The sequence below is a fragment of the Paraglaciecola sp. QJM3NY_14 genome (assembly GCF_056173245.1).
Genome location: NZ_CM149664.1, coordinates 3,705,454 through 3,729,501 on the forward strand (window position 1 = coordinate 3,705,454; position 24,048 = coordinate 3,729,501).

General features: G+C 43.9%; 21 protein-coding genes and 4 tRNA genes. 3 read left to right on the forward strand and 22 right to left on the reverse strand.

From position 1 onward, the window contains the following. Window positions 1–41: 41 nt before the first annotated feature. The 12 genes from ndk to AC0VYA_RS15905 form a co-directional block, all read right to left on the reverse strand. Window positions 42–473 carry a nucleoside-diphosphate kinase gene (gene ndk / locus AC0VYA_RS15850; RefSeq protein ID WP_006993112.1) on the reverse strand — a complete coding sequence of 144 codons (432 nt, stop codon included), beginning with the start codon at window positions 471–473 and terminating at the stop codon, window positions 42–44. Window positions 474–935: 462 nt separating this feature from the next. Next, window positions 936–2,819 (reverse strand): SurA N-terminal domain-containing protein, encoded by a 1,884-nt coding sequence (locus tag AC0VYA_RS15855; protein ID WP_475488895.1) that lies wholly within the window; start codon window positions 2,817–2,819, stop codon window positions 936–938. A 169-nt stretch (window positions 2,820–2,988) separates the two neighbouring features. Then, the gene (hupB, locus tag AC0VYA_RS15860; RefSeq protein WP_006993116.1) at window positions 2,989–3,261 is read right to left on the reverse strand and encodes a nucleoid-associated protein HU-beta; all 273 of its coding nucleotides are present in this window, start codon (window positions 3,259–3,261) and stop codon (window positions 2,989–2,991) included. 238 nt (window positions 3,262–3,499) lie between these two features. Then, a complete protein-coding gene (gene lon, locus AC0VYA_RS15865; RefSeq protein ID WP_011575876.1) occupies window positions 3,500–5,866 on the reverse strand; it encodes an endopeptidase La in 2,367 nt (788 codons plus the stop codon). A 245-nt stretch (window positions 5,867–6,111) separates the two neighbouring features. Continuing rightward, the gene (gene clpX, locus AC0VYA_RS15870) at window positions 6,112–7,389 is read right to left on the reverse strand and encodes an ATP-dependent protease ATP-binding subunit ClpX (protein ID WP_475488896.1); all 1,278 of its coding nucleotides are present in this window, start codon (window positions 7,387–7,389) and stop codon (window positions 6,112–6,114) included. A 90-nt stretch (window positions 7,390–7,479) separates the two neighbouring features. After that, window positions 7,480–8,118 carry an ATP-dependent Clp endopeptidase proteolytic subunit ClpP gene (gene clpP, locus AC0VYA_RS15875; RefSeq protein WP_006993119.1) on the reverse strand — a complete coding sequence of 213 codons (639 nt, stop codon included), beginning with the start codon at window positions 8,116–8,118 and terminating at the stop codon, window positions 7,480–7,482. Between the two features lie 87 nt (window positions 8,119–8,205). Beyond that, window positions 8,206–9,516 (reverse strand): trigger factor, encoded by a 1,311-nt coding sequence (tig, locus tag AC0VYA_RS15880; RefSeq protein WP_011575878.1) that lies wholly within the window; start codon window positions 9,514–9,516, stop codon window positions 8,206–8,208. A gap of 291 nt (window positions 9,517–9,807) precedes the next feature. After that, window positions 9,808–9,892 (reverse strand) — tRNA-Leu (locus AC0VYA_RS15885). 3 nt (window positions 9,893–9,895) lie between these two features. Continuing rightward, window positions 9,896–9,971: transfer RNA gene (locus AC0VYA_RS15890), tRNA-His, on the reverse strand. Window positions 9,972–9,999: 28 nt separating this feature from the next. Then, window positions 10,000–10,076, reverse strand: a tRNA-Arg gene (locus AC0VYA_RS15895). A 30-nt stretch (window positions 10,077–10,106) separates the two neighbouring features. Next, a tRNA-Pro gene (locus AC0VYA_RS15900) sits at window positions 10,107–10,183 on the reverse strand. A gap of 244 nt (window positions 10,184–10,427) precedes the next feature. After that, on the reverse strand, window positions 10,428–11,060 hold the full coding sequence (locus AC0VYA_RS15905; protein WP_011575879.1) for a GNAT family N-acetyltransferase: 633 nt from the start codon (window positions 11,058–11,060) through the stop codon (window positions 10,428–10,430). A gap of 169 nt (window positions 11,061–11,229) precedes the next feature. Between AC0VYA_RS15905 and folD the strand changes: the two genes are divergently transcribed. Next, window positions 11,230–12,087 (forward strand): bifunctional methylenetetrahydrofolate dehydrogenase/methenyltetrahydrofolate cyclohydrolase FolD, encoded by an 858-nt coding sequence (gene folD, locus AC0VYA_RS15910; protein ID WP_473475291.1) that lies wholly within the window; start codon window positions 11,230–11,232, stop codon window positions 12,085–12,087. Between the two features lie 16 nt (window positions 12,088–12,103). Next, window positions 12,104–12,664, forward strand: coding sequence for a DUF1415 domain-containing protein (locus AC0VYA_RS15915; protein WP_475488897.1), 561 nt, complete (start codon window positions 12,104–12,106; stop codon window positions 12,662–12,664). 56 nt (window positions 12,665–12,720) lie between these two features. Here AC0VYA_RS15915 and AC0VYA_RS15920 read toward each other — a convergent pair whose 3' ends face one another. The 4 genes from AC0VYA_RS15920 to AC0VYA_RS15935 are packed head-to-tail and all read right to left on the reverse strand — an operon-like array spanning window position 12,721 to window position 17,298. Continuing rightward, a complete protein-coding gene (locus AC0VYA_RS15920; protein ID WP_475488898.1) occupies window positions 12,721–13,761 on the reverse strand; it encodes a DUF4340 domain-containing protein in 1,041 nt (346 codons plus the stop codon). Beyond that, a complete protein-coding gene (locus AC0VYA_RS15925; RefSeq protein ID WP_475488899.1) occupies window positions 13,758–15,638 on the reverse strand; it encodes a GldG family protein in 1,881 nt (626 codons plus the stop codon). The genes AC0VYA_RS15920 and AC0VYA_RS15925 overlap by 4 nt, the downstream gene beginning before the upstream one ends. 2 nt (window positions 15,639–15,640) lie before the next feature. After that, entirely contained in the window at window positions 15,641–16,375 is a 735-nt protein-coding gene (locus tag AC0VYA_RS15930) for an ABC transporter permease (RefSeq protein WP_011575884.1), read from the reverse strand. Window positions 16,376–16,377: 2 nt separating this feature from the next. Beyond that, window positions 16,378–17,298, reverse strand: coding sequence for an ABC transporter ATP-binding protein (locus tag AC0VYA_RS15935; RefSeq protein ID WP_475488900.1), 921 nt, complete (start codon window positions 17,296–17,298; stop codon window positions 16,378–16,380). A gap of 230 nt (window positions 17,299–17,528) precedes the next feature. On the opposite strand from AC0VYA_RS15935, the gene AC0VYA_RS15940 reads away from it, so the two are divergent. After that, the gene (locus tag AC0VYA_RS15940) at window positions 17,529–18,152 is read left to right on the forward strand and encodes an AhpA/YtjB family protein (RefSeq protein ID WP_232283236.1); all 624 of its coding nucleotides are present in this window, start codon (window positions 17,529–17,531) and stop codon (window positions 18,150–18,152) included. Here the strand turns inward: AC0VYA_RS15940 and AC0VYA_RS15945 are convergent. The 6 genes from AC0VYA_RS15945 to lepA form a co-directional block, all read right to left on the reverse strand. Continuing rightward, window positions 18,149–18,919 (reverse strand): TatD family hydrolase, encoded by a 771-nt coding sequence (locus tag AC0VYA_RS15945; RefSeq protein WP_475488901.1) that lies wholly within the window; start codon window positions 18,917–18,919, stop codon window positions 18,149–18,151. The two genes, AC0VYA_RS15940 and AC0VYA_RS15945, sit on opposite strands and share 4 nt — an antisense overlap. Window positions 18,920–18,931: 12 nt before the next feature. Beyond that, window positions 18,932–19,573 (reverse strand): pyridoxamine 5'-phosphate oxidase, encoded by a 642-nt coding sequence (gene pdxH / locus AC0VYA_RS15950; RefSeq protein WP_475488902.1) that lies wholly within the window; start codon window positions 19,571–19,573, stop codon window positions 18,932–18,934. A gap of 77 nt (window positions 19,574–19,650) precedes the next feature. Then, a complete protein-coding gene (gene era / locus AC0VYA_RS15955; protein ID WP_011575889.1) occupies window positions 19,651–20,553 on the reverse strand; it encodes a GTPase Era in 903 nt (300 codons plus the stop codon). After that, window positions 20,546–21,229, reverse strand: coding sequence for a ribonuclease III (gene rnc / locus AC0VYA_RS15960; RefSeq protein ID WP_011575890.1), 684 nt, complete (start codon window positions 21,227–21,229; stop codon window positions 20,546–20,548). The genes era and rnc overlap by 8 nt, the downstream gene beginning before the upstream one ends. Further along, window positions 21,230–22,135, reverse strand: a complete 906-nt coding sequence (gene lepB, locus AC0VYA_RS15965) for a signal peptidase I (protein WP_011575891.1) — start codon at window positions 22,133–22,135, stop codon at window positions 21,230–21,232. It lies immediately after the preceding gene. After that, window positions 22,136–23,932 carry a translation elongation factor 4 gene (gene lepA, locus AC0VYA_RS15970; protein ID WP_011575892.1) on the reverse strand — a complete coding sequence of 599 codons (1,797 nt, stop codon included), beginning with the start codon at window positions 23,930–23,932 and terminating at the stop codon, window positions 22,136–22,138. Window positions 23,933–24,048: the final 116 nt, after the last annotated feature.

Genomic DNA, 24,048 nt, shown 5'->3' on the forward strand with positions numbered 1-24,048 from the left:
AAAGGGAGCCTAAGCTCCCTTACATACAAACGTTAATAAAATTAACGAGTGCGTGGGCAGATTTCTTCGTCAGAGAAGAAGTATGCAATCTCACGTGCTGCTGACTCAGGCGCATCTGAACCGTGACACGCATTTTCGTCGATTGATGCAGCGTAGTCTGCACGCAATGTACCAGCAAGTGCTTCTGCAGGGTTAGTTGCACCCATGATTTCACGGTTTTTAAGAACAGCGTTTTCGCCTTCTAAAACCTGAACCATTACTGGACCTGAAGTCATGAATTCAACCAAAGCGCCGAAGAAAGGACGTTCGCTATGCTCGGCATAGAAACCTTCAGCTTGTTCTTTACTAAGGTGAAGCATTTTAGAGGCAACAATGCGTAGACCTGCGCTTTCGAAACGGTTGTAGATTGCGCCGATTACATTTTTAGCAACTGCGTCTGGTTTGATAATTGAAAAAGTACGTTCTAAGGCCATGATTGGTCTCCGATTACAAAATAAAAAAAGGGCGATTAAAAATTCGCGCGGATTATATGCGTTTCCTTGGCAAAAGCCCAACAAATCACGAAATTAATCTGCCGAGGAATTAAAACTTCGTTTTTCAATGCCCGAGGGACTTTAGATTGACGTATATTCGAACCGACAAACTGTTTATGATAGCACTACAGGAAAACCAACAATAAGGAGAAACGGTGCTTCGCCTACTTTTTTTACTGCCACTTATTTTATGTTTGTTATGGTTTGCTTACCTCAGACTACGAGGATTTTCATTGCGCCAGGGGAAACAAGGCTTCATCTATATCTTGGTTTTCTCCGCTATTATCGCGGCCTTCTATACGGTGATGCTGTGGTTAACAGCCACATAAAAAATATTAAAAAAACGAAAAAGAAGACAACAAAAAAGGAGCCGAAGCTCCTTTTTTATTTTTCAGGTAACGCTTAGTAAATTTCTACATCTGCTTGTTCACGCAGCGCATTAACAAACTCACCATAGGTGAACTGTGCTCGCATTGTAGATAATCTATTTTGCAACGCTGCTACATCAGTGCTTGGTAACTCAGCGCCGTCATTAACTTTCATTAGCTGAACTAAACCGACATCGCCATTGAACAGCTCAACCACTTGCGCGTTTGATTCTTTGTCCTCAGTCAATTTGAACAAAGCAGTCACTAAGGCTGGAGAAATCTGAGAGCCACTTCTTGCAACCGCTTCCTGCTCCTGCCACTCAACGGCTTTAGCTTGCAAGCTTTGGCTGACGTCCTGCTCAGCTTTAATATCAACTAATAAAGTTTCGGCCCACTCTTTAGCTGCTTGCTGTGCTTGCTCAGCCAATAAAATATCATTAATTTCAGGTGATACTTCTTCAAGGGCTTTAGTACGCTGAGCTTCGTAATTAGCAACGCGCACGAACATAACGTGATTTTCGCCTAGCTCGATTACATCGCTGTTTACTTGATCGTTAATCAGCTCATCAGAGAATGCTTGAGCAACAACGTTAGGATAATTAACCGCTGCTGGAACACTGTCTTGGCTAAACATCACGGTTGTGTTGACATCAACCTCAGCGATAGCTGCCACTTCATCAAGTGTATCAGGCGTTTCAAAAGCGACTTCAGCCATGTGTAATTGCTTGGCATAGAACTCTTCTTCAGCGCGTTCAGATTTAAGCTTGGCGATCACGTCTTCTTTCACGTCTGTGAATGGGCTTGTCTCTTCAGGCTTTATGTCTGTTAGTTTGATGATATGGTAACCAAATTCACTTTCTACCACACTAGATACATCACCAACATTGGCCAGTGCGTAAGTCGCTTCTTCAAATGCTGGATCCATCATACCTGCGCTAAACCAATCCAAATCGCCGCCATTCTCAGCACTAAATGTATCACTAGAATACTCTTTGGCGAGTTCGGCAAAGTCACCACCGTCGTTAATTTTAGACAAGACATCTTCGGCTTGCTGACGAGCGCCTTGCTCATCATCGCCGAATTCTATAAGAATGTGTGAAGCGCGGCGTTCTTCTTGGGTTCTAAAATCTTGTATATTTTGTTCGTAGTATTGCAGTGCTTCATCATCTGAAACAACAATGTCGGTTAATAAGTCGTCTACTGACAATTCCACATAGGCCAAGCTCACTTTTTGCTCGGTATCAAATTGAGTGATGTTGGCTTGATAATAGTTCTCAACGTCATCGTCAGATACGTTAATACCATCTTTGAAGGACTCGGCAGGTATGGTTAAGTAGCGCGCATCTCGCGTTTGCTGTTGAAGCTTATAAGCCTGTGTGGTTTCAGCTGCTAGCGTGAACTCTGAGCCTAATAATGCATTTGAAAGTTGACGACGAGTCATGTCAACCCGCATATAATCGCGAAATTCGTTTGGCTGAAAGCCAGCTTGACGTAAAACGGCGGTGTAACGCTCATTATCGAATTTGCCGTCAAATTGAAACTCTGGCATTGCGACAATCGCTTGCTTGATTTGTGCATCGCTGACGCGTAAGCCCATATCAATGGCTGCTTGCTCAAGAAGTTTGTCGCCGATTAAACGGTCTAAAACACCCTGCCTAAATTGTTGCAAATAAGCACTATCGGCGGTCAATGCAGCGAATGCTTCACCGTATTGTGACTCCATGCGTCCGCGTTCGTTTTGATAGGCGCGTTCTAAATCGGCTTGAGAAATAGTGTCATCGTTAACTTTAGCTGCCGCAGTTTCGGCAGAAGAATTGATATAGCTACCGACACCGGCAAATACAAAACTTAAAATCACCAATCCTAGGATAGCCATGGCCCAAGTGCCCTGGGTTCCCTCTCTGATTCTTTCCAACATGTTCGTTTCTAACTCCAAATGAGTTGCTTTAGATAAGCTGAATTTTTTACTAGTTATTAGGGCGTGTTGACCTAAAGAGGCAGGATTATATATTAAACGTAATCATAATTAACAGCAGATAAACAAAAGGCGATGATAAATCATCGCCTTTTTTTTGGAAAAGCTTTGCTTAGTTACAAGCGTCTTTAAGGGCTTTACCCGCTTTGAAAGACGGAACTTTAGCTGCTGAGATTTGAATAGTTTCGCCAGTTTGTGGATTACGACCACTACGAGCTGCACGCTCACGTACTGAGAATGTACCGAAACCTACAAGAGCAACTTGATCACCTTCCTTAAGTGCTGCAGTAATAGCATCAGTCAATGCATCTAGTGCACGTCCTGAAGCTGCTTTAGAAATGTCTGCACTTGCAGCGATTTGGTCGATAAGTTGAGACTTATTCACAATATGATCCCCTTCAATTGTTATTATTTGAGTTTCCGCAAAACAAAAATGCGGCAAACGTTATACCAAGCTTAAATTCGAACTTCAAGCATATATTCACAAAATTTTAACTTTATAGATATCGCCGCAATCCCTTTTGTGACAAGGCCTAAAGCGAAACTGGGATAAAGGCTACCACAACTTATTGCTCTGTGAAGCCCTATTTTCCAAAAAAAACAAAAAAATTCGCCGTAAGTGGCTATTTTTTACCCTTGCTTGGCTTTTCAAGGCTAAAACGCTCGGGATTTTCTTGTAATGCCAGCTCTAAAACATCATCAATCCAGCGCACAGGATGAATTGACAGGTCTTGTTTTACATTATCTGGGATCTCTTGTAAATCGCGTTCGTTCTCTTTCGGAATGATAACTGTTTTTATTCCGCCTCTGTGTGCTGCCAGCAGTTTCTCTTTCAAACCGCCAATTGCAAGCACTTCGCCCCGTAAAGTAATTTCACCTGTCATGGCCACATCACAGCGCACAGGATTGCCCGTAAGTGCAGAAATCAATGCCGTGCACATGCCAATACCAGCACTCGGCCCATCTTTAGGGGTTGCTCCTTCAGGTACGTGCACGTGAATGTCACGCTTCTCATGAAAATCACTGTTGATACGCAGCTTTTCAGCTCGGCTACGCACCACCGTCATCGCCGTTTGTATCGACTCTTGCATGACATCACCCAACGAGCCCGTTGAGGTCATCTTGCCTTTACCCACGACCGATGTCGCCTCAATGGTCAACAGCTCCCCACCGACCTGAGTCCAGGCCAACCCTGTTACTTGGCCAATCTGGTTATTGTTTTCTGCCTTTCCGTAATCAAAGCGTTGCACACCTAGATATTCAGACAAATTATCTTGAGATACAGTCACGGATTTTATGTCTTTGTTGAGCAAAATATTTTTCACCGCTTTGCGGCACACTTTGGATATTTCCCGCTCTAAGCTACGCACACCCGCTTCACGCGTGTAATGACGGATCATACCAATGATCGCGGACTCTTCGATCACTAACTCTTTGCTCTTCAAACCATTACGACTGATTTGTTTCTCAAGTAAGTGGCGTGTGGCGATGTTTAGTTTTTCATCTTCTGTGTAGCCAGATAAACGAATCACTTCCATTCTGTCCAACAACGGTCCGGGAATGTCCATACTGTTCGACGTAGCAACAAACATGACGTCAGACAGATCATAATCAACTTCTAAGTAGTGATCACTAAACGTGCTGTTTTGCTCGGGGTCAAGCACCTCTAATAACGCTGAAGATGGATCTCCACGCATGTCAGAAGACATTTTGTCGATTTCATCAAGCAAAAACAGTGGATTTTTCACCCCCACTTTTGCCATTTTCTGTATCAACTTACCCGGCATAGAGCCGATGTAAGTACGTCTGTGGCCGCGTATTTCTGCTTCATCACGAACACCGCCTAACGCCATGCGCACGTATTTGCGCCCTGTTGCTTTGGCAATAGACTGTCCCAGTGAGGTTTTACCCACCCCTGGAGGGCCCACTAAGCATAATATTGGTCCTTTGAGCTTTCTAACGCGTTGTTGAACTGCTAGATACTCAATAATACGTTCTTTGACCTTTTCAAGCCCGTAGTGCTCCGTATCAAGCAACTTATCAGCGGCAGCTAAATCTTTCTTCACTGCACTGCGTTTAGTCCAAGGCACATTGGTTAGCCAATCGATGTAGCTACGCACCACGGTGGCTTCGGCAGACATGGGTGACATCATTTTTAATTTGCTAAGTTCGGTCGTTGCTTTTTTCTTAGCTTCTTCTGGCATCTTAGCGTCGTCGATTTTCTTGCTTAGCGCTTCAAATTCGTCAGGCGCTTCGTCTAGTTCACCGAGTTCTTTTTGGATGGCTTTCATTTGCTCATTCAAATAATACTCGCGCTGACTCTTCTCCATCTGTTTCTTAACGCGGGTACGAATTTTTTTCTCGACCTGCAGCAAATCTATTTCACTTTCCATCAATGCCATCAAGTATTCAAGACGATCGTTAACCTGATCCATTTCTAATACTTTTTGCTTTTCAGCTAATTTAAGGGGCATATGCGCTGCCATGGTATCGGCTAGGCGAGCAGCTTGCTCAATCCCGCTTAACGAAGTCAGTACTTCAGGTGGGATCTTCTTATTAAGTTTTACATACCCTTCAAACTGAGAAATCGCTGAGCGAATAATGACTTCTTGCTCATTCTCTTCGACTTCAAGGTCGTCTTTATTCGAAATATTTGCGATGAAAAAATCATCGGTGCTGACAAATTCAGCAATTTGAGCACGCTGATTACCTTCAACCAACACTTTCACCGTGCCGTCTGGTAACTTTAACAGCTGCAAAATGGTCGCTATGGTGCCGACAGTAAAAATATCATCAGGCTGTGGCTCATCGGTACTGGCGTCTTTTTGCGCGACTAAAAATATTTGTTTGTCTTTATCCATCGCGGCTTCTAAGCAACGTATCGACTTCTCGCGACCGACAAATAAGGGAATAACCATATGCGGATAAACCACCACATCACGTAATGCCAAGACCGGCATTTCTGTGTAATCAACATTCTCTTTGGTCATATATTGTCTCGTGTAATAAAAAGGAAAATCTTCGCAATGAAATTGTATATGGGGCTTAGCACAAAAAGTTCAAACGAAAAACTGAAACTAACCTCATTAGCTGTTCATTCTATACCACTAATAGAGCATAAAAAGTGAAGCGAAAAAAGTGTATCCGTGAAGATGAGGGGGAGGATCGGAGATAAATCTGATAATAGAAAATGAAAAGGCTCCCTTAGGAGCCTTTACTATTTATAACGCATTGGTTATTCCGAAATGGATTTTTTATCCGCTGCACTATCGTAAATTAGAATCGGTTTTGATTCCCCACGAATGACAGTTTCATCGACTACCACTTTGCTTACGTTCGACATAGAAGGTAACTCGTACATCGTGTCGAGTAACACTGCCTCAACAATTGAACGCAGACCACGAGCACCTGTTTTACGTGACATCGCTTTCTTAGCTATCGCTTGCAAAGCATCTTCTCTAAACTCTAACTCAGTATCTTCTAAAGAGAATAAAGCTGCATATTGTTTCGTAAGAGAGTTTTTAGGCTCACGCAAAATTTGAATAAGTGCTTCTTCACTCAACTCTTCAAGACTGGTTAGCACAGGTAAACGCCCGATAAACTCAGGAATTAGACCGTATTTGACCAAATCCTCCGGCTCAACTTTTTTCAACAACTCGCCTTCTTTCGACTTATTGCTGCTGTCTTTAATTGCTGTACCAAAACCAATACCGGTGCCTGTATGCGCGCGTTGTTCGATGACTTTATCAAGCCCCGCAAATGCCCCGCCACAGATAAACAGAATTTTAGAGGTATCGACTTGCAAAAACTCTTGTTGAGGATGTTTACGTCCACCTTGCGGCGGAACAGACGCAATGGTGCCTTCAATCAGCTTAAGCAAAGCCTGCTGCACGCCCTCACCGGATACATCTCGTGTAATCGATGGGTTATCTGACTTACGAGAGATCTTGTCGATTTCATCGATATAAACGATTCCGCGCTGCGCCTTTTCAACATCGTAGTCGCATTTTTGCAATAACTTCTGAATGATATTCTCTACATCTTCACCAACATAACCCGCTTCGGTCAGAGTAGTCGCATCGGCCATCGTAAATGGAACATCTAATAAACGAGCTAGTGTTTCAGCGAGCAAGGTTTTACCACTACCTGTTGGGCCCATTAGCAAAATATTACTTTTACCTAGTTCAACACCGTCATGCACGTCACCATTACGCAATCGTTTATAGTGGTTATATACTGCGACGGAAAGCACCTTCTTGGCGTGTTCTTGACCGATGACATAATCATCCAGATGAATGTGGATCTCTTTCGGTGTAGGAAGCTCGTCTTGCTTTTGCTTCGGAGCGATTTCTTTGATCTCTTCGCGAATAATGTCATTACATAATTCAACGCATTCATCGCATACAAAAACTGACGGGCCAGCGATGAGCTTTCTCACTTCATGCTGGCTTTTCCCACAAAAAGAACAATAAAGTAGCTTGTTATCGCCATCTCCGCTTTGCTTATCACTCATCTATTATCTCTTCTTTATTTGGTTGACCTAGTGCGCTTTATTGCTCTTTCCTTGCAAATGGGCGCACTAAACATAATCAACAATAACTAATTACTTCTTAGCGTCGCTATTGCTAGCATCCGGTCTGTTAGCGAGTACTTGATCCACTAAACCGTAATCCACAGATTCCTGCGCGCTTAAGAAATTATCTCTGTCGGTATCACGAGCTACTTTATCGTAGTCTTGACCCGTATGAGCCGCCATCAAGCGATTCATTTTCTCTTTAATTGACAGGATTTCTTTGGCATGAATTTCAAAATCAGACGCCTGACCTTGGAATCCGCCCAACGGCTGATGGATCATAACGCGGGCATTCGGTAGACAGTAACGCTTACCTTTCGCACCACCAGACAACAAAAATGCGCCCATACTAGCCGCCTGACCGATACACACTGTGCTGACATCAGGTTTAATAAAGTTCATGGTGTCGTAAATCGCCATACCGGCTGTCACTGAACCGCCAGGAGAATTAATGTAAAGGAAAATATCCTTTTCTGGATTTTCAGCTTCTAAAAATAACATCTGTGCGACGATAAGGTTAGCCATATGGTCTTCGACTTGGCCAACCATGAAAATGACGTTCTCTTTTAGCAAGCGTGAATAAATATCATAAGAGCGCTCGCCTTTAGCGGTTTGTTCAACCACCATAGGTACTAATGCATTTGTAGGATCAAACGGTGTATTCATCATATATATTTCTTCACAAATAAAAATGCTCGGTATTTACCGAGCATTTAAGCAGTTGCAGACTAGATAAGTCAATTAACAAAGGGCAAATTACGCCTGTTTGTTCATGATCTCATCAAAAGCTTTGTTTACTTCTTTCACATTTGCTTTGCTAAGAAGCACTTCAACAGCTTGCTCTTCTAACGCGACATTTTGCATTTGCTGCATCAATTCGTCATTAGTTTTGTAGTACTCGATCACTTCTTGAGGATCTTCGTACGCTGAAGCAGCTGTTTCGATCAATGCATCAACCTTAGCAGAGTCTACTTTCAACTCTTCAGTTTTGATGATTTCGCCAAGCAACAAGCCAATTGAAACACGCTTACGTGCGTTTTCTTGGAACAAGTCAGCTGGAAGCTCAGGAAGATTATCAACATTACCACCTTGTTGCTGGCTGAAGCGCTGCTTAGCTTGCTCACGTAGGGCGTTAATTTCTTGATCAACCAATGCTTTGGGCAAGTCAATTTCGTTGTTTGCCAACAAACCTTCGATAACTTGCTCTTTTACGTTAGCTTTCAACGTTTGCTCAAGCTCACGTTGCATGTTTTTACGTACTTCAGCATTAAGTGCTTCAACGTCGCCGTCTTCTACACCAAACAATTTAGCAAACTCTTCGTCAACTTTAGGAAGGCTCAGACCTTCTACTTTGTTAACAGTAATTTTGAATTGGGCTTCTTTACCCTTAAGTGCTTCTGCATGGTAATCTTCAGGGAAGGTCACGTCAGCAACAACTTCTTCGCCAGCTTTAGCGCCAACGATTGGCTTTTCAAAACCAGGGATCATACGATCTTTGCCCATTTCGAGCTCAAAGTTTTCAGCTTTACCGCCTTCAAACTCTTCACCGTCAATAGTACCAACGAAATCCACCGTCACGCGGTCATCTTTCTTAGACTTACGCTTTACTTCTTTCCAAGTAGCGTGCTGTTTACGCAACGTTTCCATCATCGTTTCAAGATCAGCATCAGTAATTTCTACCACTGGCTTCTCTACTTCGATTTTCTCAACGTCTTTCACTTCCACTTCAGGATAAACTTCAAACGCAGCAACAAACTCTAAGTCTTGTCCGTCAACGTCTGTCTTCATTTCGAAGTTAGGCATGCCTGCTGGCGTAATTTTTTCTTGAACGATTGCTTCATAGAAGTTGCGCTGCATAGCTTCGCCAGCAATTTCTTGACGTACGGCTTGACCATAACGTTTTTTAATAACGCTTACTGGTACTTTACCTGGGCGAAAACCATTAATACGTTGGGTCTTAGCTAACTGTTGTAAGCGAGACTTAACCTGTGAATCAATTGATTCTGCAGGAACAGTGATGGTAAGACGGCGTTCTAAACCTTGAGTCGTCTCAACGGAAACTTGCATTCTTCTACCTCAACTTTGCGCTCGTCTGCGCATTTATAAAATTTTTGATGGGTTTTTTATCGGTGGGATTCGACCAAGGTAAACTTAATCCACCCATGCAATCGCGAGTTGACCTATTTATCTTCTCGCCTATCCGGATAAAAAAGACGCAGCAGTATAGCGATACAGCTACTTTAAGTCGAGCCGAAATGCGAAATAGTTTAATTCAAAAAAATAACGAAGAAGTACAGTCAGAAATAGAGGATATAAAGAGAGTAAAACGAAATGTAACTGAGATATAAATAAGAAAGATGGTGCGGAAGGAGAGACTTGAACTCTCACGCCCTAAGGCACTGGAACCTAAATCCAGCGTGTATACCAATTTCACCACTTCCGCAAGTGGGGTGGACGATGGGGCTCGAACCCACGACAACCGGAATCACAATCCGGGGCTCTACCAACTGAGCTACGCCCACCAAAGCTAACATTGTTGCCAGGTTCGCGTGGTGCGCCCGGCAGGATTCGAACCTGCGACCACCCGCTTAGAAGGCGGGTGCTCTATCCAGCTGAGCTACGGGCGCTCTACGAATCTGTTACAATTTTAGAGAAAGTGGTCGGTGAGACAGGATTCGAACCTGCGACCCCTTGGACCCAAACCAAGTGCGCTACCAAGCTGCGCTACTCACCGACTTAACAACCCGAAGAGTTATTCTCTGTCTCTCAACGGGGAGCGCATAGTAAACAGATGTATTTCTGGCGTCAAACACTTTTTTAAAAGAAATTTACTGACTGCTGCTTTTTTTAGCAATATGACTGCGAATCAAACAAAATGAGCATTAATCACACTGATACGCCGTCAATTCTTTCGTATCGAATGATAGCTAATCATCACTCATTTCTTCAAATTCCATGCTAACAATCCTAGAACAAGCTTATTTTTCGCCATCAAATGTCCACCTGCCGTTCTTTTTTGGACTAAACCCAATGCGATTTAAGTAATTTTCATGTTCATAACTGTCAGCCAGTGCCACTATTTCTGTATATCCAAACTGTTTTGCGAGTTGCTGCCCCTTACCAATTACGTATTCACCGAGGTGACAATCACGATAAGCGGGGATCACGAAATCAAAATCAACCACAAACTGACCACCTTCTTCGCTAAAGCCTGACAACATACCTACGACCTCGGTTCGCTCAGTAAGAAAAAAATAAGCGCGACGCGGGTCGGCTGAGACTTTCATAAAGCGCGGAAACAGGTGTTTGATTTCTTGTTTGTGGTAATCCAGAAAGAAATCCACGTAATTTGATGGGCGACTCACAGCAAGGACTGAAAATTGACGCTCAACATCAAACAGTAGCCTGCGCAGAAAAAACAAATTCGTCAGGGTGATAAAGCCATTTAATATCGCCACTGGGTAAGCCTGGATAATAATACCGTATAAGCAAAATGACGATGCTCCCGCTAAATTGAACCAACGCAGACGTACAATCGAACTGCGCGTTAAAGAATAAGCAATTACCGCTGACGCACAATAACCAAAAATTTCTACTGGAGAGAGTTCCAAACCACACACCTTTATAAAGAGATTAAATTACGTAGACGCATATCTTTGTTTAGAAGCCGCAAAGGGGCAAGCAGATTCGATACTATTTACTAATTAGCACAAGTCCGATTGTTGAATCTGGTACAGTATGTGACAATACAGCCCCCTAGTCTTTCAGTTACTTTATACTATGCCTGCTCAAAAAATTGATGGTAAATTAATCGCTCAACAGGTGCGTCAGCACGTAAAATCTCATGTTGAATCTATTGTTTCTTCGGGTAAACGCCCCCCCGGCTTAGCTGTCGTTTTAGTAGGTAGCGATGCGGCATCCCATGTCTATGTGACCAACAAGCGCAGAGCCTGCGAAGAAGTAGGCTTTGTTTCTAAATCCTACGACTTACCTTCAACGACGTCACAACAGAAGCTGCTCGAACTTATCGATACTTTAAATGCAGATGAGGAAATTGACGGCATATTAGTGCAACTACCTTTACCCGCAGGCTTAGACAAGGAACAAGTTCTTGAACGGATATTACCGCATAAAGATGTAGACGGTTTCCACCCTTACAATATTGGCCGCTTGGCTCAGCGTATCCCAGCACTGCGCCCTTGTACCCCTAAAGGCATTATGACTCTCATCGAGTCGACTAAACGTCCAATAAAAGGTTTAGATGCGGTTATCGTAGGTGCCTCAAATATTGTTGGCCGACCTATGTTTATGGAATTATTACTTGCGGGCTGCACAGTCACTAGCTGCCACAAATTCACTAAAGATTTACAGTCTCATGTTGAGCGGGCTGACTTAATAGTGGTGGCCGTGGGTATTTCTGCGTTTATACCAGGTGAATGGATTAAACCGGGCGCAATTGTGATCGATGTAGGTATTAATCGTCAAACAGACGGCACACTCATTGGCGATGTGGATTACGCGACTGCGGAGCAACGAGCAGGCTGGATAACACCGGTTCCTGGTGGCGTAGGCCCCATGACGGTCGCGAGCCTTATCGAAAATACGTTAGAAGCTTACGTTAAGTACCACTCAAACTAAGGTATACCTGCGTCACGTGAATATCTGTGCACACCACCCTGATGTCATTCAATCCATTCGCACTTGGTTGAGTGACATCATCATTGGCCATAACTTTTGCCCTTTCGCGAAACGTGAATTTGAGCGCAATAGCATTAAGTATACGGTAAGCGACGCGTATTCTTTAGCAGATGCTACGGAACAATTTCAGACTGAGCTTCAAACACTGGAAGAAAATAATACCATTGAGACCAGCTTGATTATTTTCAGCTCAGGTTTCAAATCCTTCGATGATTACCTAAATTTGGTTGAAATGAGTCAAGCGCTCATCGACAAAGGGGGATACGCTGGTGAGTTTCAGCTTGCCAGTTTTCATCCGGATTATTGTTTTGAGGGCGAGCCTCTTGAGGATTTGTCCCACTATACGAATCGAGCTCCCTATCCTATTTTGCATGTGCTGCGAGAGAGTAGCCTTGAGCGAGTGTTAAAAACCTTCCCTGATCCTGAAAATATTCCAACACGAAATATCGCCAAAGCACGACAGTTAGGCAGCGAATATTGGCAACAAGTCATGCAGCGCCTGAGCCCTGTTAAATAAGGCAGAGTACACTGCCTTATTTGGCTAACGCTGTTAAGTTCTATCGTTCTATCGACTTACTTAGGTGATTCACCTTCATCAATAGGATAAGAGCGTATCGGTTCTTGTGCTTCTTCTTGCGCTTGTTCAAGTAAAAAGTCATCTAGGCTTTTATTCAATTGTTCCGCATTGAACTTCGGTATTTGATAAATCCAATCGGCCCAATAGTCAGTCGGAGTCGCATTGGCAATGCGCATATATGCGTTGTCTTGCGTCTGTGCAAGTTCAACTTGAAACGCATGTCCATAAGCTGTGTTTACATCTAACGTTAGCATTGGCGATAACGTTTCCCACTGAAGTGTTGTTTGAGGCAAAAGCTGCTCGAAGTGCAGGCCGGCAAGATTAAGAGCGACGGCATCTAATACCCCAGCGTACTTAAGCGCTTGATTTTGCCCTCGACCGGTTAACACAAATGATTCATCTGGACCGGCTCTCACAATCTGCCACGTATCACCATCGACGCGGGAAATACTTGATAAATCCGTTTCATCAAACGGTAAGATAGGCTGCTGTAACCATTCACTACTCGTCATGGGCAAGTTTATCGCACGATCGCTCAACCACGCTTGCGACTGCTTGGGTATACGCATGTAACTTTTATTGCCTACTGAAGATTGATTGCCTACTAATACCTGCCAAGATTTGCCGTTACCGCCGAGCGCAACTAAGGTGGCTAAGCTGTCTTCGGCTGAAATATCTTGTAAGCCTAAATGATGATAATTACTGGCTTTGCTCGTTTTAGGTTCGATTAACTCAGCTTTGGAAAGCGCATTTACTAATGTAGCCAGTTTTTCTCGGTCTACTGGAAACATCCCCACTTGCACACCATTGTCAGCATAGACTTCAGTCTGCCAACGATCACCCTCGCGCCGAGCGTTAAGTAAAACGCCTGTGGCATTTGTCAGGGTGATACGATCCACGGAAGCCGCATTTTCAGTCAGTGACGGAAGTGCCGCATCTGCTGCATCTTGAGAGCTGAGGTCGTGATGCAAAAGCCAGTAACCTGCCCCACACGCCAATACAGCCAGTACGCCCAGCACGATTAAAGAACGATTCATGATGGCTCCTTAACGGCGGCAACGGGCGACGTATTTTTAGCCTTGTAGCGACTACGTGACAAACGCCTAACCCCCATCAGTAATAGCACTAACACTAATGGAGCAATAACAATGTTGGTGAACTTAATAAGGTTGCCCAAGGTTTCAATATCCTTATCTAACTGGTGACGCACTTCTCTCAGGGATTTGCGTATTTCAATTTTCTGAGTCATAAAATCGTCAATGGCTTTTTGCTGCTGCGAAGAAATGACTAACGCCCCCCCCTCACCTTGCTGCTCTTGCAATTGCGCCAACTGCAACTCGGCCTCTTCCAACTGTTGTTGAAGTATTTTTTCCTGCTCTCGGAATTTTTGCTCCGCGACCAATTTGAGCTGCTCAACCTTATCAAAAGGCCGTGCAAAAGTGCCTCGACTTCGAATGCTAATGAGTGCATCACTGCCTGCAAGATTCTCAACCGCGTTGGTGACGAAGTCACCGTTGTTGGCAAATGGCGTGGTAATGGTTTGACCAAAAAATGATGATTGCTGCACCCAAAATCTGTCTGATAGTAAATCGGTATCACCCACTAACATTACGTTTAAGTCTCTTGTGCTGGATAAAGCTCCTTCGCTTTCAATGCCCTCTGGCGGCAACTCGAAAGCCGACTTTGCATTTCCTGTGATCCTCGTGGCCAACACATACTCTTGATTACTGCTCGTATATTCCTGACTTAACGCTAAAGGCTCTCTTGTCTGTGCGTATAATGCACTATCGATTAGATCTGAATTTTGAGTTGAATGAATAAGCGTGGCCCAGCGCTGGCCTGGACTAGCGCCTTTTTTAAAAACCCCAAAAGACGCCCCATTAATCAAATCTAAATTTGAGGTGGTTACTTCTTTATCGTTCAATTCATTGGCGCTAAAGCCCACAAAACCGAAGTGCCTAGCAACATCACCGCTTTGGGTGCGCACATCTAAGCCTGCATAAGCATCGAGCAAGACGTGCTGCTCGTCGTAGTTAACGCCCCATGCTTTAAACAAACGAGAAAGGTTCGAACTGTTCGCTCCCATGCCTGCCCCCACAAGCATACTCATTTGATCTGATTCATTATGCGGATCAACAAAAATCAGGGCTCTTCCACCTTTCATCGTGTATTGGTCGATGGCGTATAATAACTCGTCGCTCAAATTTTTCGGGTGAGCGACAATTAACACATCGGTACCTTTAGGTAACTCTGTCGCATCGCTGCCGATTTTATCGACGACATATAGTTGCTGTAACTGTCTATAAAAGGTCCACGGTTGTTCGAACTCACCCGTCATCGGATTTTGTCCGCCTGCCACTGGCAAATCAGTTAATAACGTCACTTTAACTTGCTTAGGATTAACCAGTTGATAAATCAATTTACTGATTTCGTACTCTAAAAATCGCTCCTGCTGAGGATCAAAGAACGCAATCACTTGCTGGTCATCTAGCGCATTTGTTGCGCCCAACCCTAAATAAATCGCTTCACCGGCGGTACCGATGTTTGCGCCTGTGAGTCCAAACTGATCTGCCCTATCCTCTTTTTCAGAAAAAGGTTCGGGGTCAAGAATATGCAGTTTAATTTTACCGTTGGAACGCCCAGCATATTCTTCAAGTAAACTTTGTACCCGCACCGCGTAATTACGCAAAGTCGTCATATTCTTTGATGCTTTGTCGGAGAAGAAAAAGTACAGATTCAACGGCTCATCAATTTCCGTTAAAATTTGCTGACTACCTTGCGACAAAGAATAAACATTGTTCTCAGTTAAATCGACACGATATACGCTAAGCAACTGATTATTCAGTAAAACTAAGGCGCAAAACAGTATTGCGATAAAGAGCATGCTTAACCAAGTAATAAATCGAGTAGACATGGTTAATCCGCCTTCTTTTGTTCAATAATAAGTAAACCTGCGTACAGCCAAGCCATTGTCACGAGCAAGAAGTACCCCAAATCATTTAGTGCTATCACGCCTTTTGCCATCGCTTCAAAATGGGTCAAGAAGCTAAATGACGCCACAGTATCGAGTAATAGCGAAGGTGCCCAGCCTTTAAATGAATCCAATACGATCGAACTGCCACTGACGACGAACAAAAAACACACCACAATAGCCAGAATAAAGGCGATAATTTGATTCTTGGACAAGGCAGACATACACATGCCGATAGCCAAAAAAGCGCCCGCCATCAACCAACTCCCTAAGTATGCCGCGACAATGATGCCATTATCAGGCTGTCCAAGATAATTAACCGTTAGCCACAATGGAAAAGTCAAAATTAAGGCTAATCCTAAAACGCTCCAGGCTGCTAAAAATTTACCTAATGTTACCTGCCAAGTGCTCACGGGCAAGGTCATTAATAATTCTATACTGCCACTTTTGCGCTCTTCGGCCCAACTACGCATGGCGATAGCGGGTACCAAGAACAAATATAACCAAGGATGAAAATTGAAGAAGGCCAATAAATCAGCTTGGCCTCGCTCATAAAAACCGCCGATAAAGAAAGCAAAGACCGAAGATAGCACTAAGAAAATGCCGATAAAGACGTAGGCGACAGGTGAGGCAAAGTAACCTGCAAACTCCCGTTTAAACAAAATAAAAATATGTGCCACAGCTAAGCAACCTCCGTTGTCAAATCTCTAAAGACTTGGTCTAAACGACCTTGCTCAATAAACAAAGTATCCACGGGTAATTTCGCACGCTGCACATGAGCAGTGACCTCATGCAATATATGTTGTCCCGGTTCAGGAAAAAGCGTGACGTGACCTGTTTTTTGCTCGACCTCCATTTCAGCTACCCCTTCTAACTCCGCTAAACCAGAGATATCAGCTAGATAACTTAAATGGATCGTAACCGCTTGATAATAACGCGACCGCTGCTGCAATCTTAAAGGCGTATCATCAAACAACAACTTTCCTTTAGCGATGATCATTACACGGTTACACACAGCCGTGACTTCTTCTAAAATGTGAGTGGAAATGATAACTATTTTGTCTTGGGCAAGTTGTGTGATTAACTCGCGTACTTGATGTTTCTGATTCGGGTCGAGACCGTCAGTAGGCTCGTCTAGGATTAATATATCCGGATCATGAATCAATGCCTGAGCAAGACCAACGCGTCGTTTAAAGCCCTTTGATAAGTTTTCAATAGGTCGATTGACGACGTCTTGTAACTCAATTTTTTCGATGACGTTTCGAATGCGTTGTTCCTTTTCTTTACCCCTAAATCCTCGGACCTCGGCAATAAATTTTAGAAACTGATAAGTCGTCATATCGCCGTAGGCTGGTGCACCTTCTGGTAAATAACCAATTCGTTCCTGAATGTCTTTCGTATGCTGCGAGATAGACATATCAAAAATATCAATACTACCGTGAGTCGGCTGCAAGAAACCCGTGAGCATTTTCATAGTGGTAGACTTACCGGCGCCGTTTGGCCCCAAAAAACCGACTATGTCTCCAGGTTTGACGTCAAAGTTGAGATCCTCGACCGCAGAAAAATGACCGAACGATTTCGACAAATTCTTAACAGATATCATTGTTTTCCTAATTATGATCTAAAGACAGCGTGATTAAGATATAGCCTTCCTAGGTCTCTTTCAACGCTTGCACCTAAGAGAAAGAAGGATCAATTACGCTTAATTAACCATTCTGTAAATTTCACCAAGTTTAACGGTTAATGATCCCCAAAGGGAGTCGAATTTTGTGCTTTACGCGCGAAATTTCTTGGCAAAGAGACGCGCTTCCCTTATTGTCTCGCAATATGAGCATGGCAAAATCACTTCTACATACAGCCGACTTACACATTCATAGTCGCTACTCAATATTCAAGCGTATCATTAATCTGATCATTGTTATCGTGATGGTATTACTGTTCGTGAACCTGTGGTTCGTGGATAACGATAATGCGCAGAATTGGCAGAGTAAACAAAGTACTCAATTAGGTAATAGCTTAGGGTTAATCAGTAGCCAAATTATTGCCCAACCTCTAATCGATAGAGATGAAGCGCGGATTGATCAAGTGCTAAAAATATTACTCAACGATCCCCACGTAGACGCGGTTGCTGTTTATGATCAATACGGCCAACAGGTGGCGCAACAAGGTGTTGAAAGTTCTATCGTCGCTCAATACCAATCTAATGAACAGAATACGCCCTTAGTATTTGTTAGAGATATTCGAGTAGAAAAGCAGATTTATGGATATGTTCGCTTATTGTTAAACGAACAGACTGTCATGGCACTGCACAGTGAATATCAAAGCCAACTGCGTCAGCAGACTCAAGTACTCGGTATATTAGCTGCCTTAGCAGCCCTGCTAATGACGCGAATTTTCTATAAAGTACGTTACCGGCGTTATATTCATCCCAGCGACGCTGAAAAAGTTACTCATTAGTTTAATATATTGGGCAAGATATCAAGGGTGTTTTGCCAACATGCCTGCTTAACGTCGTTTTCAGGTTCCGTCCTCAAAGCTTGAAGTGCATTCAAGATAATCGGTAAATAGCTCGGGCTGTTACGTTCACCTTGTTTACTATGAATAGGCATATCAGGAGCGTCGGTTTCTAACACCAAGCTCGAAAGGGGAACTTGAGCGATCACTGCGCGTGTTTTCTTCGCTCTAGGGTAGGTAATGGTGCCGCCAATGCCTAACTTAAAGCCTAGGTCAATATACGTCCGTGCTTCTTGAAGGCTACCCGAAAAAGCATGAATAATGCCGCCATTACAAAACTTACTTTTTTTTAGCAGCCTAATCAACGCATTATGAGATTGCCTATGGTGCACAATGACAGGTAGCTGATGCTGGTGAGCCAAATTGAGCTGTTCACTAAACACTCGCTCCTGCAGCACTTCGTCAGTGGGCAGACTGAAATCCAAACCAATTTCTCCAACGGCAACGACCTTATCTTGGTGCAAGGATAGCTGTTGGTCCAACATTTGTAATTGCTCACTGCGGTAATTGTGCAAAAAGTAGGGGTGCAAACCTAACGCGAACTTAAGCTGCGAGTACGACTCGCACAGTGAAACTTGCCGTGGCCACAGCCTTGCTTGAGTGCCTGGAATGACAATTGAATTAACCCCGAGCTGAGCACATTTTTGCAACACTTGGTCGCGATCGAGATCAAAAGCGGGGAAATCTAAGTGACAGTGACTATCGATCACAGTCTTAACTCGTTAGGGCATCAAACGTTGGATTAACCAATTCGAGCTGTTTTCTCTACTAAACAAGAAGCGATCGTGCAATCTATGCTCCCCACCCTGCCAGAACTCAATCTCTTGAGGTATGATTTTAAAGCCTCCCCAGAATTCTGGAGCAGGAATGTCCTTGTCAGAGAACTTTATTTTGGTGTCTTCAAAGCGAGAAAGTAATGCATCGCGGCTTTCAATCGGTTGGCTTTGTTTGGATGTCCAAGCAGCAAGCTGACTCGATAGTGGGCGAGACGAGAAATAGTGTTGTACATCTTGGCGAGGTAATAGCGAAGCGCTTCCTCTAACTAACACTTGGCGCTCTAAAATATGCCAAGGAAAATGCAGGGAGATTTTGCTATTAGTGAGTAGGTCTTGTGCTTTGCGACTACCCAAATTAGTGTAAAAGACAAAGCAACCGTCCATAACATCTTTCAATAAAACGATACGTTGTGACGGCTGGCCCTGACTATTAACCGTTGCTACCGTCATGGCAGTTGGATCAGGTAAGCCGGCCTCGACTGCGTCCGCCATCCACTTATCAAACTGTGCGTAGGGATCTGCCAGCAATGACGCTTCAGTGAGATGCCCTTGGCTATATTCCCGTCTTATTTGACTTAAAGGTTGCATGCTTTACTCCCTCAAAAACGCCATTCAATAAATGTTGGTTATAACACGCGAATCTAGGTGCTTATACGAACTTTAGATTAATTATCCTGCCCGTAACCCAAACTGCGCAGCGCACGTTCGTCATCAGCCCAACCTGATTTTACTTTTACCCAAAGTTCTAAAAATACCTTGGTATCAAACAGGCTTTCCATGTCTTTTCGGGCTTCTGCACCAATTGTTTTTAAACGTTGTCCGCCCTTACCGATGACCATGCTTTTTTGACTATCGCGCTCAACCAATATCAAGCCATTGATACGATAAACACCGTTTTCAGCCATCATGAATTGCTCGATTTCGACAGTAATTGAATAAGGTAATTCATCACCTGTGAAGCGCATCAATTTCTCACGGATGATCTCAGCCGCCATAAAACGGCTAGAGCGGTCGGTGATGTAATCATCAGGGAAATAAAACTCACTTTCAGGAAGTGTTTCATTCACCATATCGCGTAATTCATTCACGTTTTTGCCGTTTCTGGCTGAAATAGGCATGATTTTATCAAAGGCGTGTTGTTCACCTAACCACTTTAAATGTGGCAGCAATATTTCTTTGTCTTTTACGTTGTCTGACTTGTTGACGATCAACCAGCAAGGCACATTACTTTGCATGATTTTGGTTAATACCATTTGATCGTCTTCATTCCATTTTGTGCCCTCGACAACGAATAGCACCAAACCAACATCAGAAATAGAACTTGATGCGGCACGATTCATAAAACGGTTAATCGCACGCTTCTCTTCAATATGCAAACCTGGGGTATCTACATATATGGCTTGGCGATTTTCATGAGTGTCGATGCCCATAATACGATGGCGGGTAGTTTGCGGTTTGCGTGAGGTAATACTCACTTTTTGGCCTAGAAGCGCATTGAGTAGGGTTGATTTACCTACATTAGGACGGCCGACGATGGCAATCATTCCACAATAAGTGATATCAGACATTTTTTAAATTCTCGAGTGCTTGCTTTGCTGTGCGCTGTTCGGCGCGACGTCTACTTTTTCCACGACCAATAATAGGTTTGCTCAACCCTGATACTGTGCATTGCACCGTAAAAGTCTGGTCATGGGACTTGCCGCTAATATCAATGACTTCGTATTCGGGTAAAGGCAGCTGCCGACCTTGCAAATATTCCTGTAACCGCGTCTTATCATCTTTGGGCGTTGCATCTGGGTTGAGTGCATCGATGCGCTTAGCAAACCAAGCTAAAATTAATGGCTCGCAGCCCTGCATGCCCACTTCTTGATAAATAGCACCTATAATAGCTTCGACAGCATCAGCCAATATTGAATCTCGACGATGGCCGCCGCTCTTAAGCTCACCTGGGCCAAGTAACAGCAAGTCACCTAAGGAAAACTCTCTGGCCACTTCTGCCAAAGTATCACCTTTGACTAAACTGGAACGCATTCGCGTTAAATTGCCCTCAGGCTGTTTAGGAAAACGCTCAAAAAGTGCTTTTGCGATAACAAGGCCCAGTACGGCATCACCTAAAAATTCTAAGCGCTCGTTATGATTCGCACCCACGCTTCTATGGGTGAGAGCCACCGTTAGGTTTTTTGGGTCCTGAAACTCATAACCGAGTTTGGTGTATAAAGGTTTGTAAGGATCAATCAACTGCATCTAAATAATGCTACCTACTCGATTAAAACGTACGTCGGTTGGGATCCAACTTGGTACCCAGCTACTAGGGGCACGGTCGAACTCGAAACTGATCCAAATCGCCACGGCTTTGCCAACTAGGTTTGCATCCGGAACGAATCCCCAGAAACGACCGTCTAAGCTATTATCACGGTTGTCACCCATCATAAAATACTGGCCTTCAGGGACTATCCACTCATCGGCTTGTGTGCCGGGTTGCTGATAATAATCCTGCGTACGATTCAAATTACTGGGTAAACGGAAGATATCATGTGTTACTTCACCTAGTTTTTCTTGGTACTTTTCCAGAGGCACAAAGTTTTGATAAGCCTCGCCGCGATCAACAAAGTTTAATTCTACCGGTTCAATAGCGGAGCAGTCTTTGCCTGAGTTACACGCTGGCTTAACAAATAGCTGCTTGTTTCGGTAAATAACCGTGTCACCTGGTAAGCCAATCACTCGCTTAATGTAATCTTGGCTAGGATTTTTGGGGTACTTAAATACCGCAACATCTCCGCGCTCTGGCACACCTGTGTCCCAAAATTTACTTCTGAAGACAGGGTCTTTTACTCCGTAGGCGTATTTTTCAACCAGAATAAAGTCACCCACTAACAAGGTAGGCATCATCGAACCTGATGGAATTTGAAACGGTTCATATAGAAACGAACGTAACACCAATACAAACGCTATGACGGGAAAAATTTGTTGAGACGTATCCACCAGCCAAGGTAATGTTTGCTCTTCTGGGTCGCCGGTCACACTGGAGCCATCTTCCCCTGTCACCGCTCGTTCTTTACGTTTTGGTGCGAACATTAAAGAGTCAGCAAGCCAAATGAGGCCTGATGCTAGGGTAAGTACCACTAAAAACAATGAAAAATAATTTGCCATTTACTTACCTACCTTAAGTAGAGCAAGGAACGCTTCTTGGGGAAGTTCAACGTTACCCACTGACTTCATACGTTTCTTGCCGTCTTTTTGTTTCTGAAGAAGTTTCTTCTTACGACTCACATCACCACCGTAACATTTGGCGATTACGTTTTTCCGTAATTGCTTAATCGTGCTACGCGCTACTATCTGGTTGCCGATAGCAGCTTGAATAGCAATATCGAACATTTGACGTGGGATCAGCTCACGCAACTTTTCAACCAAATCACGCCCCCGAGATTGAGCATTGTCCTTATGGGTGATCATCGCAAGCGCATCCACTCGTTCGCCATTGATGAGAATATCCAGTCTAGACATTTCAGCTGTTTGGAAGTGTTTGAAATTGTAATCAAGTGATGCAAAACCACGGCTTGTGGATTTGAGCTTATCGAAAAAGTCCATAACGACTTCAGCCATAGGCAGTTCATAAGTCACCGCCACTTGCTTGCCATGATAAGTCATGCTGGTTTGTACACCACGCTTATCTACACACAAGGTAATAACGCTGCCTAAATACTCTTGCGGCACAAGGATGTGGGCTTCTACGATAGGTTCGTGGATTTCATCGATGGAGTTAACGGGTGGTAACTTTGAAGGATTATCTACGTAAAGCGTTTCACCATCAGTGGTCACAACTTCGTAAACTACCGTTGGCGCAGTGGTGATCAAATCTAAATCATACTCGCGCTCTAAGCGCTCTTGAATAATTTCCATGTGCAACATGCCAAGGAAACCAATGCGGAAACCAAAACCCAGAGCTGATGAGCTTTCAGGTTCAAAGAACAAAGACGCATCATTCAAACTAAGTTTAGCCAGTGCATCCCGAAAATCTTCGTAGTCATCTGAGCTAATAGGGAAAAGCCCTGCGTAAACCTGAGGCTTCACTTTTTTGAAACCCGGTAGCGCCGCATCCGCAGGTGCGCGAGCAAGAGTAATCGTATCGCCCACGGGTGCACCGTGAATTTCTTTGATGCCCGCAACGATAAAACCTACTTCGCCTGCACGTAATATACCGGTGTCTGTGGCTTTAGGCGTGAAAATACCGACTTTATCGGCTTGATGCACCACACCCGTCGACATAATTTTAATCTTATCATTCTTGCGTAACTCGCCCTGGACGATACGCACCAACGACACGACACCTTGGTAGTTATCGAACCAAGAATCTACGATAAGGGCTTTTAGTGGGGCGTCAATATCACCTTCTGGTGGCGGAATTTGGCGTACAATCACTTCAAGTACATCTTCAATACCAATACCGGTTTTAGCAGAGCAACGTACGGCATCGATTGCGTCAATCCCCACAATGTCTTCGATCTCTTCAGCTACGCGGTCAGGCTCCGCTTGAGGTAAATCGATTTTATTTAAAATCGGCACCACTTCCATATTCAAATCGATGGCTGTGTAACAGTTAGCGAGTGTTTGCGCCTCAACACCTTGGCCGGCATCTACGACTAAAAGCGCACCTTCACAGGCAGCTAAAGAACGCGACACCTCGTAGGAGAAATCCACGTGTCCCGGCGTATCAATGAAGTTTAGTTGGTAAGTTTCACCATCTCTCGCTTTGTAGTTGAGCGTGACACTCTGAGCCTTAATGGTAATACCGCGTTCGCGCTCAATATCCATTGAATCGAGAACTTGCGCTGACATTTCGCGTTCGGATAGACCACCACAATGCTGGATTAAACGATCCGAAAGTGTGGATTTACCATGGTCAATATGGGCGATGATCGAGAAGTTACGTATGTGCTTGTGTTGCATAGACTTTTGAAATGTACCTAGTACGTTTTGCCTGCCCTAAGCGTAATTTTGCAAGCAGCAGATATGTGCTCAAGGAAATTAGGGGAACAAATTAAATTAAATAGACGCGGATTTTA

Bases quoted from the DNA above. Each gene is read 5' to 3' on its own strand.
- ndk (WP_006993112.1), bottom strand. From the start codon at position 473: ATGGCCTTAGAACGTACTTTTTCAATTATCAAACCAGACGCAGTTGCT.
- AC0VYA_RS15855 (WP_475488895.1), bottom strand. From the start codon at position 2,819: ATGTTGGAAAGAATCAGAGAGGGAACCCAGGGCACTTGGGCCATGGCT.
- lon (WP_011575876.1), bottom strand. From the start codon at position 5,866: ATGACCAAAGAGAATGTTGATTACACAGAAATGCCGGTCTTGGCATTA.
- clpX (WP_475488896.1), bottom strand. From the start codon at position 7,389: ATGAGTGATAAGCAAAGCGGAGATGGCGATAACAAGCTACTTTATTGT.
- clpP (WP_006993119.1), bottom strand. From the start codon at position 8,118: ATGATGAATACACCGTTTGATCCTACAAATGCATTAGTACCTATGGTG.
- tig (WP_011575878.1), bottom strand. From the start codon at position 9,516: ATGCAAGTTTCCGTTGAGACGACTCAAGGTTTAGAACGCCGTCTTACC.
- folD (WP_473475291.1), top strand. From the start codon at position 11,230: ATGCCTGCTCAAAAAATTGATGGTAAATTAATCGCTCAACAGGTGCGT.
- AC0VYA_RS15920 (WP_475488898.1), bottom strand. From the start codon at position 13,761: ATGAATCGTTCTTTAATCGTGCTGGGCGTACTGGCTGTATTGGCGTGT.
- AC0VYA_RS15925 (WP_475488899.1), bottom strand. From the start codon at position 15,638: ATGTCTACTCGATTTATTACTTGGTTAAGCATGCTCTTTATCGCAATA.
- AC0VYA_RS15935 (WP_475488900.1), bottom strand. From the start codon at position 17,298: ATGATATCTGTTAAGAATTTGTCGAAATCGTTCGGTCATTTTTCTGCG.
- AC0VYA_RS15940 (WP_232283236.1), top strand. From the start codon at position 17,529: ATGGCAAAATCACTTCTACATACAGCCGACTTACACATTCATAGTCGC.
- pdxH (WP_475488902.1), bottom strand. From the start codon at position 19,573: ATGCAACCTTTAAGTCAAATAAGACGGGAATATAGCCAAGGGCATCTC.
- era (WP_011575889.1), bottom strand. From the start codon at position 20,553: ATGTCTGATATCACTTATTGTGGAATGATTGCCATCGTCGGCCGTCCT.
- rnc (WP_011575890.1), bottom strand. From the start codon at position 21,229: ATGCAGTTGATTGATCCTTACAAACCTTTATACACCAAACTCGGTTAT.
- lepB (WP_011575891.1), bottom strand. From the start codon at position 22,135: ATGGCAAATTATTTTTCATTGTTTTTAGTGGTACTTACCCTAGCATCA.
- lepA (WP_011575892.1), bottom strand. From the start codon at position 23,932: ATGCAACACAAGCACATACGTAACTTCTCGATCATCGCCCATATTGAC.